This is a genomic window from Corynebacterium gottingense (assembly GCF_002285125.1).
Taxonomy (GTDB): domain Bacteria; phylum Actinomycetota; class Actinomycetes; order Mycobacteriales; family Mycobacteriaceae; genus Corynebacterium; species Corynebacterium gottingense.
This window is the reverse complement of the sequence record NZ_NSGN01000011.1, coordinates 1-14581: the sequence shown is the minus strand read 5'-3', so window position 1 is coordinate 14581 and position 14581 is coordinate 1. Positions and strand designations below refer to the sequence as shown.

Genomic DNA, 14581 nt, shown 5'->3' with positions numbered 1-14581 from the left:
TATGGAACTCTCACAACGGCTCAACCTCGGTGATCTGGGCAAGCTTCTCGACGACACCCCCAACGACACCGGCAAAGACTCCGACGGCAGCGCTTTCGCCCGGCTCGCCGCGCTGATCGAGCGCATCACCGGCGAGGAGGACAGCGTGCACCGCGAATCGCGGCTGTCGGACGTGGACGTGTCCTCGCTGGACCGGGTCGAGCTGGCCATCCGAATCGAGGACGAGTTCGGCGCGCGGGTGACCGAGCAGATCTACGATGAATACGAGACTGTTGGCCAGCTCGCAGAATTCTTGGAGGAACACGAGTGAGCGTCGCGTACTTAACCGACATGGACGGTGTCCTGCACCGCGAGGGCGACATGATTCCGGGCGCGGACCAATTCATCGCGCGGCTGCGCGAGGAGGGCATCCCGTTCATGGTGCTCACGAACAATTCGATGCAGACCCCGCGGGATCTGTCCGCGAAGCTGACGCGGATGGGGTTGCACATTGAGCCGGAGCGGATCTGGACCTCCGCCACAGCGACGGCGAAGTTCCTCTCCCAGCAGGCCGGCGAGGCCTCCGCCTACGTGATCGGCGAGGCCGGGCTGACCACCGCGCTGCACGAGATGGGCTGGATCCTCACCGAGGCGGACCCGGACTTCGTGGTGCTGGGCGAGACCCGCACCTATTCCTTCGAGGCGCTGACCACGGCCTGCAATCTGATCCGCGGCGGCGCCCGCTTCATAGCCACCAACCCGGACCTCACCGGCCCGGGGCCCAGCGGCGTTATTCCGGCGACGGGCGCGGTCGCCGCCATGATCACCGCGGTGACCGGCCGCGAGCCCTACTACGTGGGCAAACCGAACCCGGTGATGATGCGCTCGGCGTTGAACAACATTGGCGCCCACTCCGAGCACACCGTGATGATCGGCGACCGCATGGACACCGACGTCAAGTCCGGCATGGAGGCCGGTATGCGCACCGTGCTCGTGCGCACGGGCATTAGCGACGACGCCGAGATCGCCCGCTACCCGTACCGCCCCACCCAGATCGTGGACTCGGTCGCGGATCTGGTTGGGCGGATCCGCGAGCCGTTCGGGGACTAGTCAGCGACGTAGAAGCGCTGCTTGTTCACAAACTCGTCCATGCCGAGCGTACCGAGCTCGCGGCCGAAGCCCGAGTTCTTCACGCCGCCGAACGGCAGCTCGGGTCCGCGCGCCTGCGGGATGTTGACGTGGATCATGCCGGTGACCACGCGGTTGGCCACCTTCTTTGCGCGCTCCTCGTCCTGCGAGAAGACCGCACCGCCCAGGCCGTAGTTGGAGTCGTTGGCCAGCTTGACCGCCTCGTCGTCGCTTGCAACCTTGTAGATCTCGGCGACGGGTCCGAAGAACTCGGTGTAGTAGGACTCGGAGCCCACGGGGACGCCCGTCAGCACTGCCGGGGTGAAGTAAGCGCCCTCGCCAGTCAGCTCGCCGCCGGCGTGCAGGGTCGCGCCCTCTTCGACGGCCTTCTTCACCTGCTCGTCCAGGATCTCGGCGGCGTCGCGGGAGGACAGCGGGTAGAAGTGGCCCTCCTGCGGGTCCAGCGGGTCGCCCTGGGTAAACGCCTTCGCGCGGCGCACCATCGCGTCGACGAAGTCGTCGTAGATGTCCTCCATGACGATGATGCGCTTGTTCGACGTGCACGCCTGGCCGGTGTTGGCGATGCGCTTGCCCCACGCGGTGTCGGCGGCGGCCTCGACGTCGTCGGTGTCCAGGATGATGTAGGCGTCGGTGCCGCCGAGCTCCAGCAACGCCTTCTTCAGGTGCTGGCCGGCGGTCGCGGCGACGGCACGCCCGGCGCGCTCGGAACCGGTGAGCGACACGCCTTGGACGCGCATGTCGGCGATAAGGTCGGCGACCTGGTCGTGGGTAGCGCGGATATTGGTGTACAGGTGGGCAGGTACGCCGGTGTCCTGGATCGCTTCGTCGATAATCGCCTGGATGGCCTCGGCGGAGCGCGGGCAGATCTCGGCGTGCTTGAGCAGCACGGTGTTGCCCGCCATGAGGGTCGGGGCAGCGAAGCGCGCGACCTGGTAGTACGGGAAGTTCCACGGCATGACGCCAACGATCACGCCGGTGGGGACCTTGCGGATCACAGCCTCGCCGCCGGTGTGCTCGATCGGCTCGTCGGCGCTGAGCTCGGCGCCGTGGTCCGCGTAGTAGTTGAAGATGTTGACCACGTCGTTGAGCTCGTTTTCGCCCTGGTCGAGCGGCTTGCCCATTTCCTCGGCGATAATGCGGGTGAGTTCGGGGCGCTTGGCGTCGAAAAGCTCGGCGACCTTGTGCAGCAGGGCCGCACGGTCCTCAAAGCTGACCTCGCGCCACTGCGCAAAGGCGGCGTCGGCGCGGTCAAGCGCGGTGGCGAGGTCCTCGTCGGAGATGAAGTCGAAGGTCTCGACGACCTGGTTGTTTACGGGATTTTGTACGCGATACTGACTAGACATGCGCTCCATCGTACGACCGTGGCGTGACGCTCGCTACAAACCTATGCGATTTTGCGTATGCGTCCAACTTCTCGGCGAACGTGGCCAGCGCCTCCGCAGGCGCCCGCAAGGTTTCGCGGCACTCGTAGGTGCCGTCCGCCGCGCGGCGCCACCGGGTAAACCAGATCGCGTCGTCCTCGCTCGTGGTCGGGGCCTCGGGCAGCTCGCAGAGCAGCTTCTCGACGCCACGCCGCCACCGCCCCTCCATCTCGGCCACCGTGAGCGTGGCCGTGGCGGTACTGAGCTGGCGGGTGTGGGTGGCTTCGCGCGCAGTCAACGAGGTGTACGGCGCGACCAATGTCGTAGTCATGGTGTGGGGGACCTTCCGTGGATTGCTTCGCGGTTTCGGTGAACAACACCCCACACCCGGTGACTAGGCGGGCTCCGGCGCGGTGACTAGGCGCGCCGGCGGGGTGCAAGACGAGAGGTTCGTCTTCCCCAACGGCCTCTGGCTTAACGCGACCAATCTTGCGCCACACACATTCACTCCGGCAACCCTAAACCCCAGGTTGATCCCCCTATTTACTCAAGCTGAGGTAGAGGGTGAGTGCCCCAAGCGCGGGCGAACCCGCACCACGATCGACCACACCCACCCCTTTATGTGGTCTACGTCTCCCTCATGAGTCTAGTGTGTGTAGCAACACCCTGACCCATTACTACGGAAAGGTATCCCATGACTGAGACCCTGCAGGCCAACACGGAAAACGTGAGCGAAAAGGACCAGCTGCGCGACGCTGCACAGCAATGGCTCGCCGACCTGGAAGCGGCGACAGCGACAGCCGACCCAGACGCGGCGGGCCAAGCCGCCGCCGAGCTCTTCGAACCCGAAGGGTTCTGGCGTGACCTCACGGCCATGACCTGGAACCTCTACACCGCTGAGGGACGGGAAGAGATCGCGCGCATGGTCGCCGCGACGCACCCGGACAGCACAATCACGAATACCGAGCTCACTGACGTCGAGGACGAAGGCGACGGCGTCACGCGCGTGCACTTCACCTGCGATACGGGCCACTTCCAATGCCGCGGCATCGCCAGGCTGCGAGACGGCAAGGCGTGGACCCTGCTCATCTCCGGCCGCGAGCTGAAAGACTTCCCGGAGAAGAAAGGGCGCAACCGCGAGCTGGGCGCGCAACATGGTCCTAAGCAGGACCCGGAGAACTGGGCGGACCGCCGTGACAAGCGCCGCGCCACCCTCGGCGTTTCGGAGCAGCCGTACGTGCTCATCATCGGCGGTGGCCAAGGCGGCATCGCGCTGGGGGCGCGGTTGAAGCGTCAGGGGGTGCCGGCGCTGATCGTCGATAAGGCGGACCGCCCCGGCGACCAGTGGCGTGGCCGCTACCACTCCCTGTGCCTGCACGACCCGGTGTGGTACGACCACATGCCCTACCTGCCGTTCCCCGACGATTGGCCGGTGTTCACCCCGAAAGACAAGATGGGCGACTGGCTCGAGCACTACGTGGGCATCATGGACCTGGACTACTGGACCAACGCCGAGGTCAAGCACGCCGAGTTCGACGAGGCCCAGCAGCGCTGGGACGTGCGCCTGACCCGCGACGGCAACGAGATGACGCTGCATCCGACCCAGCTCGTCTTCGCCACCGGCATGTCTGGGGTGCCGAACCGCCCGCAGCTGAAGGGCCAGGAAAACTTCGCCGGCGAGATTCGCCACTCCTCCGAGCACCCCGGCGGTGATGTGGACGCGGGCAAGGACGTGGTGATCCTCGGCGCGAACAACTCCGCCCACGACATCGCCGCGGACCTGGTGCACAACGGCGCGCGCCCGGTGATGATCCAGCGCTCGTCGACTCACATCTCGCAGTCGGATTCGCTGATGAAGTACGTCTTCGGCCCGCTGTACTCGGAGGATGCGGTGGAGGCTGGCATCGACACCGACACCGCGGACCTCCTATTCGCCTCCTGGCCGTACAAGGTGCTCCCCGACGCGCAGCGCCCCGCCTTCGACCAGATCCGCAAGGACGACGCCGAGTTCTACGACTCGCTCGCCGACCGCGGCTTCATGGTGGACTTCGGCGACGACGACTCCGGCCTCTTCCTCAAGTACCTGCGCCGAGGCTCCGGCTACTACATCAACGTCGGCGCCTCCGAGCTCGTCGCGGACGGCTCGATCCCCGTCCACTCCCCCACTACGATCGCCGAGGTCAAGGAGCATTCAGTCGTGCTTGACAACGGCACCGAGCTCCCCGCCGACGTCATCGTGCTGGCCACCGGCTACGGGTCCATGAACGGCTGGGTCGAGCGCCTCATTGACAAGGAGACCGCCGACCGCGTCGGCCGCGTCTGGGGGTTGGCTCCGACACCACCAAGGACCCGGGCCCGTGGGAGCGCGAGCTTCGCAACATGTGGAAGCCCACCCAGGTCGACCAGCTGTGGTTCCACGGCGGCAACCTCCACCAGTCCCGCCACTACTCGCGCTACCTCTCCCTGCAGCTCAAGGCCCGCTACGAGGGCATGGACACCCCCGTCTACGAGCTCGCGGAGGTCCACCACACCTCCTAGCAGTTTGCTTATCGACGCCACCGCGCCCCCTACAGCAGCCGCACCGCCAACACGCCGGCGATGATGACTGCGAGGCCGAGGGCACGGGTGGCGTCGATAGGCGTCTTGCGCGCGCCAAACGCACCCACCGACTCCATCACCTGGCCGCCGACGATCGTGCCCGCGTTGAACGCGATGACCGTGGTGGCGGTGCCCAGGATCGGCACGAGCGTGGCGCCGCCGATGACGAAGATCGCGCCCACCACGCCGCCGAGCCACATCCACCACGGCCCTGGCTGCACCTTCCGGGTCAGCTGCTTCGGACTGGTGGCCAGCACCGCGATCAGCAGTAGCACCGCGCCGACCGCCAAGTTGATCTCGGCCGCGTGCAGCGACGAGCCCGCGATCGTACCCAGGTACCCGTTCACCGCCGCCTGGATCGACGAGCCCATTCCCACGCCCACACCGATGAGCCGGTAGAGCCACACCTCGGGCCCGTGAGCATCGCCCGCAACATTCTTCCTGCCCACGCCCAGCGTGACCACGATGCCCACCAGCACCACCAGGGCACCGACGATGCGCATGAAGCTCACGTGCTCCTGCGGCGAGTGGAACAGGCCGAAGTGGTCGATGCTTAACCCCATGATGATCTGCCCAAGGATGGGCAGCACCACCGTCTGCACCGCGCCGAGCTTGGGAAACAGCAAAATATTGCCCAGCACGAAGCAGGACCCCATGAGTCCGCCGAGCCAGATCCACCACGGCGTCTCCGTGCCCGGCGCGAACTGCGGCAATGGGTTTCCTACCAGCACGGTAGTGGCCAGGATGGACAGCAGCAGCGCGATGCTAAACGACGTCAGCGCCGGGACCACCGGCTTATTGTTCACGCTCTGGCGCAGGCGGGAGTTGGCGGCGGTTTGGATGGGGATGATCGCGCCGATCGCCAGCGCAATGGGGAGGTGCAACATAGGCACTCATGCTATCTGGTGGGGTGCCGCGAGGGGACGGCGCGCAAGATTTCCCCGTCCCGCGAATGGACTAGACCATCCCAACTGGGGAAACGCTCGAGGGGGTCGCCGGAAAAGGGGAAATTTTACGCATTCTTGTCATCCGGCAGCCCCGGAGACAGCCCCGGAGGCCCACCCCAGGCCCCTACCCCAGGTTTTCGGCGGCGCGCACGACCAGGTCCCAGAACCGGTCGGCGTCCAGCTCGGTGGCTACCGAGGTGTGGCAGTCGGCAGGGGCGGGGGCTCGGAAATCGGCGACGGTGCGGCCGGCGGTGAGTGCGCCGGAGAGCTCCACGTCCACCGGCACGGGCACGGTCTTTACCACCGACGGGTCGATGAGGTAGGCGATGCAGCAGGGGTCGTGGACCGGCGGGTTGTCAAAGCCCTGGTTGTCTTTGTAGTTGGTGCGGAACGCGCCGAAAAGCCCGACGACCAGGTCGCCCACGGGCGTGCCGAGCGCGGCGAACCGCTGCTCCACCTCGGGCGTGGCCAGGGCCTGGTGGGTGAGGTCCAGGCCGACCATGACCACGGGCCAGGACTCGTTGAACACGATGTGGGCCGCCTCGGGGTCGGCGACCACGTTGAACTCGGCGGACGCGGTCCAGTTGCCGGTGCCGTAAGCCCCGCCCATGAGCACGACCTCGCGGACGCGCTCCACGATGCGGGGCTCCAGGCGGGCGGCGAGGGCGATGTTGGTCAGCGGGCCCGTAGGCACGAGGGTGACGGTGCCGGGTTCCTCGGCCATGATGGTGTCGATGATCGCGCGCACCGCGTGCCCCTCCTGGACCGCAACCTCCGGTTCCGGAAGGTCGAAGCCGTGGATCTCCATGCCGGAGTCGCCGTGGATGGCCTCGGCAGTTTCCACCGCGCGCACCAGGGGGCGGTGCGCGCCGCGGTAGACGGGCACGTCGGTGCGGCCGGCCACGGTGAGGACCTGGGCTGCGTTGCGGGTGACCTTGTCGATGGTGTGGTTGCCGCCGATCGTCGTTAAGCACAACAGCTCGATCGAAGGGTCGCCGAGGGCGAGGAGAATGGCTACCGCATCGTCGTGGCCCGGGTCGCAATCCAGGATGATCTTACGCACGCGCGGCCTCCTCGGCGGCGATGGTGTCCGGGAGGTCCTGCGGGCGCGGGATGAGGAACGAGGTGCAGAACGCGGCGATGAGCAGCACCAGGCCGGCGATCATGCCGGCGCGGTAGCCGCCGCCGTTGTCCGCAAACGAGGTGACCACGGCGAAGATGACGGTGAAGGAGATGCCGGCGCCCAGGTTGAACGCGCCCGCGTTCAGGCCCGGCAGGTAGCCCTGGTTGGACTTCGGCGCGAGCACGACGTGGAGCGAGCCGAGCATGATGTTGGCAATGCCTGCGTAGGTGACGCCGGCGGCGACGGAGACGAGGAAGAGCAGCCACGGCGTCGGGTTGCCCACCACGAACACGCCGAGCAGGACGGACAAGGCCGCGCCGCCGATGCCGATCTTGAGCACCGTGGTGTAGCCGAGGCGGCCAGCCATGTAGCCCGCGATCGGCCCGAAGATGAGGCCGGCGATGGCGTAGGGGGTGAGCGTCCAGAAAGAGACGGTGCCGGCGGACAAGCCCGGGCCGTTCGTCGCGTCCTGCGCCAGGTTGGGCACCAAGCCGTTCATGACAGCGAAGATGCCGGTCATGGTGAGCGTGGTGGTGGTCAGCAGCGCCCAGGTGCGGCGCTGGGTGAGCAGCTCGGGCTGGACCAGCGGGTGGGAGCTCGAGTTCTCGGCGCGCCAGAAGAAGAACAGCGCGATCGCGCCGATGATGAGCAGCACGATAACCAGGAACCAGTTGGCCTCCGCGAGCGCGCCGGCCTCGTTGAACGCGGTGAGGATCGTGCCGATGGCCACCACCAGGAGGGCCACGCCGAGCCAGTCCATGCGCTGGGTCTCGCTGGACTTCGTCTCCGCCACGCCGAAGCGGATGGTAAAGACGGCCGCGAGCGCGAAGGCGCCGATGACCCAGAACAGGGAGCGGAAGCCGAAGGCGGAGGTGAGCCAGCCGCCGAGCAGAGCGTCCACGCCGGCGATACCGCCGTTAATGGAGGTCAGCACGCCCACCAGCAGGGCGAACTGCTTCTCATCGCGCACCGCCTGGCGCAGCATGACCGACGTCAGCGCCACCGTCGGGCCGGACACGCCCTGCACCACGCGCCCAAGGAAGAGCATTGGCACGTTGGTGGACAGGGCGGCGATGATGGAGCCGATCACGGTCACGCACATCATGGCCACGAGCACCTTGCGGCGCCCGATCAGGTCGCCCCAGCGGGGCATGAACAGGGAGAACAGCGCCGCGGCGGTGAAGAACGCGGTCTGCGTCATACCGATCTGGTTGGTGGTAGCGTTGAGCTCCACCTCCATGGTCGCCAGCGCCGGGGCGAGCATGGATGCGTTGAGCTGGAATGCGAAAATAGCGGTGAGCAGGGCCAGCATGAGCGGCCAGACCTGCGAGGACGGAAGTTTGTGCCCGGCCGCGCCGGGCGCCTGGTTGGGTTGCATACCCATCAGCCTAGGGCATGGGGTGCAAAATCACTTCCCCAGCGCTGCCCAGATCGCGGTGTTGGTTTCCTGCCACAGGGGCTTGGCCCAGTCGCCGAACTCGCGGTCCGTCAGCGCCACCATCGCCTGCCCATCGGCGACCCACAGGTAGGTGCCCGTCATACCGAAGTGGCCGACCGTGTCTGCAGGCATCCCGTCGCCCGTCCAGTGCGGCGCCTTCTCCCCCTTGATCTCAAACCCCAGCCCCCACGGGCACGGCTTCTGCATCCCGTAGCCGGGCACCACGCCGCGCAGGTCCCCGAACTGGTTGCTGAACGCCTCGCACAGCGTCTCCTCGCTCAAAAGCTTCGGCGCCATGAGCTCCTGCGCGAACAGGGCGAGATCGCTTATCGACGCCCTCCCGCCATGCCCCGCCGACCCATACACTTCAGCTGTCTGCATCCCCAGGGGCTCGAAAACCCCCTCGCGCATGTATTCGGCGAAGGTAAACCCGGTTTGCTCCTCCAGGAAGTCGGCGAGGATTTCGTAACCGGCCGACGAGTAGATGCGTCGCTCCCCCACCGGCTTCTCCAGCTCGCGGGAAGCGAAGCCGACGCCGGAGGCGTGCGCGAGGAGGTGGCGGACGGTCGCGCCTTCGGGCCCGCAAGCGCTCTCAAGCGAAAAAGCTCCTTCCTCGACGGCGAGGAGGAACCCGTAGGCCGAGAGCAGCTTGGTCACGCTGGCGAGCTCGTAGACGCGCTCGGCGTCGCCGTAGGTGGCGGTGCGCGTGCCGATCAGGGCGGCGCTGACGTTGTCGGCGGGCCAGGTGTCGAGGTAGTCGTCAAGGCGGAAATCCATGGTGCCGAGCGTACCTGCGCTCCGCTGATGTGGACGTGACACACGTGACGTGTAAGCTATCTCTCACCTATGCGCCTTAGGGCCACGGGTCACCGGCCGAACGGCCTTCACAACTGCACGCAGCCTGCGCGGAGACCCGGGCAGGCCCCAACGAGCACGAGAGGGAGAATCGATGACCGGTTCCTCCAAAGTCACGCCCGGTTCCGCGGGCACAAAGACGAAACCCGACAAGCGCGACGACCGCGCACACGACACGCACGGCGAGGGCGCTGGCTTCCTCGGCATCATTGAAAAGATCGGCAACAAGCTGCCGGACCCATTCTGGCTATTTGTCATCCTCGCGGGTGTCGTAGCCGTGACCTCCTGGATCGGCCACAAGGCTGGCATGTCCGCAGTAGACCCCGGCACGGGCGAGACGATCGAGGTCCAGTCCCTGCTGACCACCGAGAACATCTCGCGCATGGTCACCGACGCGGTGGAAAACTTCATCGCCTTCCCGCCGCTCGGCGTGGTGCTGTCGGTGATGCTGGGCGTGGCCGTGGCGGAGCAGACTGGCTTCCTCGGCGCGCTAGTGCGCGCGATGGTGGCCAAGGTCGGCCCCGGCATGCTCACCTTCATGGTGGCGCTGGCCGGCGTGACCGGCTCGGTAGCCTCCGACGCGATCTACGTCATCATCATCCCGCTCGGCGCGCTGGCGTTCCACGCGCTCGGCCGCTCGCCAGTGGTGGGCGCGATGGTGGCGTTCGCGGCGTCGTCGGCAGGCTTCAACGCGTCCCTGATCCTGAACATCACGGACCTCCTGCTGGCCGGTATCTCCACCTCCGCTGCCAATATTGTGGACGAGGCCTACGAGGTCTCACCGCTGGCCAACATCTACTTCGTCATCCCGTCCGCTATCGTGCTCGCACTGGTGATCACCGCCGTGACCGAGTTCTACGTGGACAAGAAGGCGCAGGCGCTGGTCAATCACGACCACATCGAGACCGAGGAGCTCTCCTTTGACAAGATTGAGAGCCGCGAGCACGCCAAGGCCCTGAAGGAAGCCGAATCCGGCGACCCGTTGCTGGAGGAGGCCGCAGGCAAGACCAAGGAGAAGGCCGCCGCCGAGAACGCGGCGGCCCAAGGTCGCCCCGACGACTACCAGGAGGGCGAGCTCACCGAGGACCAGCTCAAGCTCTCCCCCATCGAGTGGAAGGGCATGGTGTGGTCCACGATCGCACTGGTGCTGTTCCTGATCGCGTACTTCTGCCTGCTGTTCATCCCGGGGTCGCCGTTCGCGCGCCCTGAGGAGGGCTTCATGGAGTCTCCGCTGATCCGCGCGATCGCGGTCCCGATTTCCCTGGCGTTCTTCCTCATGGGCCTGGTCTACGGCCTCATTGTCGGCACGATCACCTCCGCCGCTGACATCCCTGAGTTCATGGCCCGCGGTTTGAAGACGCTGCTGCCCATGCTGGTGCTCTTCTTCGCCGTCTCCCAGTTCCTGGCTTGGTTCAACTGGTCCAACCTGGGCGCCTGGACGGCGATCAACGGCGCGGAGCTGCTGCAGCGCTGGAACCTGCCGAACGTGCTGCTCTTCCTGGGCTTCGTGCTCATGGTCACGCTGATCAACCTGTTCATCACGTCCGGCTCCGCGCAGTGGGCGCTCATGGCCCCGGTGGTCGTCCCGATGATGATGTATGTAGGCGTTTCCCCCGAGGTGACCCAGATGCTCTACCGCATCGGCGATTCCCCGTCCAACATCATCACCCCGATGTCGCCGTACTTCGCCCTCGCGCTGACGTTCCTGCAGCGCTACTACAAGAAGGCCGGCGTGGGCACGCTCATGTCGCTGGCTCTGCCGTACACGATTGTCATGCTGGCGGGCTGGTTCATCTTCTTCCTCATCTGGTACTACGTGGGCATCCCGCTCGGCCCGGGCTCGCCGATGCATTACCAGGTCTAATTCAACGACGCGTTTCGGCCCCGCGCTTTCCCTGTTCCGGGAGAGCGCGGGGCCTCGGTCTTTTTGGGGCGTTTACTTCGCCGTCGACGGGATGATCCCAGGCAACGGATTCGGCACCATCCCCTGCAGCACCATGTAGTAGCCGGTCGACCCGGCCGCGAACGCGCCGAGGAGCGCGGTGAGCACGATGTCGGTGCGGCTCGCGTTGCGCACCACCGCGGAAAGACTGCCCGCGGCGATGGCGTCCTCGAAGCTGGAGCCGACGGCGCGCTCGTAGCTGTGCTTTACCGAGCTGCCGGAGTTGACCACTACGGTAGCGTCTCGCTGGAACTCATCGTAGCTCGGGCGACTCGGGGTGGCTGCGTGGGAAGAAATCGGGGATATTGACATGGTGGCCACGGCAATTGCGGTGGCGACGACGGGGACTCGATGTTGCATGCCGCTCACAGTAACACTTTTTTGTATCGATTTTGTGGGGTAGGTGTTTTGGGTTCGGGTCTTGACTGGGGGACCCGCCGGGACATGCGGATTTGGCCGACCGTTCCGCAGATACCGTTAGTAAGATACCGACAACACGCTCCTGAGCAGCGTCTTCGGGTTCTTAGTATCGGTATCTATACGCGGGACGACAGGAGAGGCACTGCCCAGTGGCCGGGCTACCCACCAGGGCGCGTGCGGCACCCCAAGCTTGAAAAAATTATCCGATTTCACTGTGCACACACTGGAAAAACGTGCTTTCATAAACATGTCATTGCTTCCCCCTCTGCTACGAAAGGAAGACTTCCCGTGCCAAACGCTCGTGAACTCACCCGGATGCTCAACGACGTCCAGCAGCTTGTCCCCGCCATCGTCGGCGCAATCGTTGCGATCGCAACCGCTATCGGTGTCCTCGTGCCAAGTCTGGAAGATGGCTCCAGCAGCAACGCACTTGGCGGCAACGCCGGTACGAGCAACAGCCGCCCGACCGACTCGAAGGGTGGGTTCTCGAAGCCAGAGACCACCGTGAGTAACTACCTGGCCGACCAAGAGAAGTTTGACCCGCGTGACCTCAAATCGAACGTGTCCGTGACGGTGGACGGCAAGGACTATGCGAAATCTCTGATCTCGACCGACGATTCCGGTTACCTGAGTTACCAGCAGTTTATTGTTCCGGAGGGTTACCAAAGCCTGAATTTCACCGCGGCATGGGCTGACACTGTTCCTAATTCCGGTGGTGTAGGAATCGTCACAGTCACTCTCGACAACGGCGAACGTGGCAAGGTTTACGTTAAGCAGGGCGAGTCAAAGCCCCAGAAGATCGATGTTCGCGGTGGAGGCCGAGTCCACATCCGTTTTAAGGCCGTGAACAATCTGAACGAGAAGTCCGATGTAGCGGCAAACGGCCTTGCCGTACTCTCACCGGTGCTGAAGTAATTCGATCAGTAGTCTGAGTTCCGGAGCGGTCCTAGATTGAAATCTAGGACCGCTTTTTCGTACGCCTGGCCCGGTCACTCCCAGTTGTCAGCGTCCTCGACTCCACCGACCGACCCATCGCCGTCCATGCCTGCCTCCTGCTCCGCGATCATCGCTTCCTGCGCCGGCCACATTTGCGACGCGCACTGCTGCGTCCAGCCGCTCGTCCCGTCAGTGAAAAACGTGGTCCCGGTTTCGTGGATGCTCGGGTCGCCGCACGAGGCAATCTGCTTGTCCATCACGTGGGGCGCCTCGTTGCCCGGCGCCTCCGTAAAGCCGATGACGGGTTCAGCGGGCTCAGCCTCGGCCGGCGGGAGGGTCTGCTCGGTCACCACAGTGGCGGAAGCCTCCGATGCAGGTGCGTCCACCGGCCCAGTAGCCTGCGTCGCCGCGGGGGCTGGGGTAGCACCGCCCTTTCCCACTTCCCCTAGGTCAAACTTCGCATCCGCGATTCCCAGCGCCACCGCAGCCTCCGGGACCGCATACGCCCCGTACACACGAACCTTCTCTCCAGCCGACGCGCCAGTCGACCACGGCTCGTACCCCGATGGCTTCTCGCACGCATCCGCAGGCTTGCCCGTGTTCTTGAAGTTCTCCTTGTCCCACACCACCGGCGCGTCCATGCGAACCTCCCCGCCTTCAGCGCTCAGCACGCCACGCACCTGCACGAGCGTCTCCCCCTCAGCCACGGCGGCGTCCCCGCCAGCTGCACACTGCCCGCCAAGCAGGATCTCTTCGACCTCAAGGCTGCCCTGGCACTCCCCTCCGTCGCAGCCAACGGGCAGGGTATCCCCAACCGCCGCGAACTCAGGCACCGACGTTGTCGACGTCACCGTCGTCGACTCCACCTCCCCCGGTCCGGTCCCAGCACCCGAACATCCCGAAAGCGCCAGCACGCACGCCGCGCCGAGCGCTACCACCACACGATTCACTTTGACTCAAACCCCTTTGTACAGCGGGAAACAATGACACACTTCTCACACTAGTGAGCCACGACTCCATTACCCGTGTTCCTGCTCTTCCCCGGCCTGCCCTGCACCTGTGCGTTGAGGAAAGAGTCCCTCCGCAACGACTACCGCGATGCACACGATTTACAACACGGTAAAATACACGCACGCGCTCATGTCCAAGGCTTCCGGTTAAAACCGTTCTGCGAAGCTTCACAGTATCAAGGCTGGATTGGGTCCCCGCATCATCTTCAAAACGGTCCTCTGCGGCGTCCCTGCCCGTATTCGCCAAGGCGTTTGATAACGGTACAACGCACTGGTTCCACTCCCGTGCAGCGCCCTCTTCAGCTTGTTCCCGAAGCTTCCTTCAGCGGTTTTGTCATGCGTATTCATACCGAATGCCCCCCTCAGCTGATCCACTCCCCGTTTGGTGTACCAATGAAAGGGACCGGTCTGTGTGTGAGTCGGTGCCACCGACAGCGAGTGCACCGACGTGGGCCATCCCCAGGTGCGTGAGCCAAATCTGTGCATACGCCCTATTCACGTGGCTGCGCTATCAACGTTTCGTTGTGGAATTGGCGGATGGGATAAGGTCATTAGTGCCCACCCGACAGGAGAACACCCCGCATGTATCAACTCTTCGTTGACGAGTCCTACCAGAAAGGTCACTATTACGTGGCGGGCGTCCTCGTTGACGAAAAGCAATGTGAGACCTTGGTGACGCGACTCGATGAGCTTGCTGTGAAGCGTCCTGGGTTTAGTTCCTACCTCTGCTAAGGAAGGATTGGCACTATGCCCAGAAAGTATTCCGCCGAATTCAAGGAGAAGGCGATCCATCAAGTCCTAGAGATGGTCCGTCTGGAGTCCT

At 65.0% G+C, this 14581-nt stretch carries 12 protein-coding genes and 1 pseudogene; 5 read left to right on the top strand and 8 right to left on the bottom strand.

Translation table 11 applies throughout. The features are described from left to right. Nucleotide 1 precedes the first annotated feature (1 nt). Entirely contained in the window at nucleotides 2-310 is a 309-nt protein-coding gene (locus CKJ82_RS10230) for an acyl carrier protein (RefSeq protein ID WP_165765428.1), read from the top strand. Nucleotides 311-330: 20 nt separating this feature from the next. After that, a complete protein-coding gene (locus tag CKJ82_RS10225) occupies nucleotides 331-1089 on the top strand; it encodes an HAD-IIA family hydrolase (RefSeq protein WP_095538117.1) in 759 nt (252 codons plus the stop codon). Here the strand turns inward: CKJ82_RS10225 and CKJ82_RS10220 are convergent. Together CKJ82_RS10220 and CKJ82_RS10215 are read right to left on the bottom strand one after the other, a co-directional pair. Then, nucleotides 1086-2471 carry an NAD-dependent succinate-semialdehyde dehydrogenase gene (locus CKJ82_RS10220; RefSeq protein WP_095538056.1) on the bottom strand — a complete coding sequence of 462 codons (1386 nt, stop codon included), beginning with the start codon at nucleotides 2469-2471 and terminating at the stop codon, nucleotides 1086-1088. The two genes, CKJ82_RS10225 and CKJ82_RS10220, sit on opposite strands and share 4 nt — an antisense overlap. Next, a complete protein-coding gene (locus CKJ82_RS10215) occupies nucleotides 2464-2820 on the bottom strand; it encodes a hypothetical protein (RefSeq protein WP_095538055.1) in 357 nt (118 codons plus the stop codon). The genes CKJ82_RS10220 and CKJ82_RS10215 overlap by 8 nt, the downstream gene beginning before the upstream one ends. Before the next feature lie 363 nt (nucleotides 2821-3183). Here CKJ82_RS10215 and CKJ82_RS10210 point away from each other — a divergent pair. After that, nucleotides 3184-5027: pseudogene (locus CKJ82_RS10210) on the top strand (flavin-containing monooxygenase). A gap of 29 nt (nucleotides 5028-5056) precedes the next feature. Here the strand turns inward: CKJ82_RS10210 and CKJ82_RS10205 are convergent. From CKJ82_RS10205 to CKJ82_RS10190, 4 genes are all read right to left on the bottom strand, one after another. Then, nucleotides 5057-5974 carry a DMT family transporter gene (locus CKJ82_RS10205; protein ID WP_095538054.1) on the bottom strand — a complete coding sequence of 306 codons (918 nt, stop codon included), beginning with the start codon at nucleotides 5972-5974 and terminating at the stop codon, nucleotides 5057-5059. A gap of 184 nt (nucleotides 5975-6158) precedes the next feature. After that, a complete protein-coding gene (gene uriH / locus CKJ82_RS10200; protein WP_095538053.1) occupies nucleotides 6159-7097 on the bottom strand; it encodes a uridine-preferring nucleoside hydrolase UriH in 939 nt (312 codons plus the stop codon). Beyond that, nucleotides 7090-8535 (bottom strand): uridine transporter UriT, encoded by a 1446-nt coding sequence (gene uriT / locus CKJ82_RS10195; RefSeq protein WP_233125605.1) that lies wholly within the window; start codon nucleotides 8533-8535, stop codon nucleotides 7090-7092. The genes uriH and uriT overlap by 8 nt, the downstream gene beginning before the upstream one ends. Before the next feature lie 30 nt (nucleotides 8536-8565). Beyond that, complete coding sequence (locus CKJ82_RS10190) at nucleotides 8566-9372, bottom strand: serine hydrolase domain-containing protein (protein ID WP_095538051.1); 807 nt, start codon at nucleotides 9370-9372, stop codon at nucleotides 8566-8568. A gap of 172 nt (nucleotides 9373-9544) precedes the next feature. Here CKJ82_RS10190 and CKJ82_RS10185 point away from each other — a divergent pair, with 172 nt between their 5' ends. Continuing rightward, nucleotides 9545-11314: an AbgT family transporter gene (locus CKJ82_RS10185; protein ID WP_095538050.1), complete on the top strand. Its 1770-nt coding sequence runs from the start codon at nucleotides 9545-9547 to the stop codon at nucleotides 11312-11314. Nucleotides 11315-11386: 72 nt separating this feature from the next. Here the strand turns inward: CKJ82_RS10185 and CKJ82_RS11700 are convergent, their stop codons facing one another. Further along, a complete protein-coding gene (locus CKJ82_RS11700) occupies nucleotides 11387-11752 on the bottom strand; it encodes a hypothetical protein (RefSeq protein WP_133064070.1) in 366 nt (121 codons plus the stop codon). A gap of 348 nt (nucleotides 11753-12100) precedes the next feature. Here CKJ82_RS11700 and CKJ82_RS10175 point away from each other — a divergent pair, with 348 nt between their 5' ends. Then, nucleotides 12101-12727 carry a hypothetical protein gene (locus CKJ82_RS10175; protein ID WP_095538048.1) on the top strand — a complete coding sequence of 209 codons (627 nt, stop codon included), beginning with the start codon at nucleotides 12101-12103 and terminating at the stop codon, nucleotides 12725-12727. A 74-nt stretch (nucleotides 12728-12801) separates the two neighbouring features. Here the strand turns inward: CKJ82_RS10175 and CKJ82_RS10170 are convergent, their stop codons facing one another. Continuing rightward, nucleotides 12802-13698: a hypothetical protein gene (locus CKJ82_RS10170; RefSeq protein ID WP_165765427.1), complete on the bottom strand. Its 897-nt coding sequence runs from the start codon at nucleotides 13696-13698 to the stop codon at nucleotides 12802-12804. Nucleotides 13699-14581: the final 883 nt, after the last annotated feature.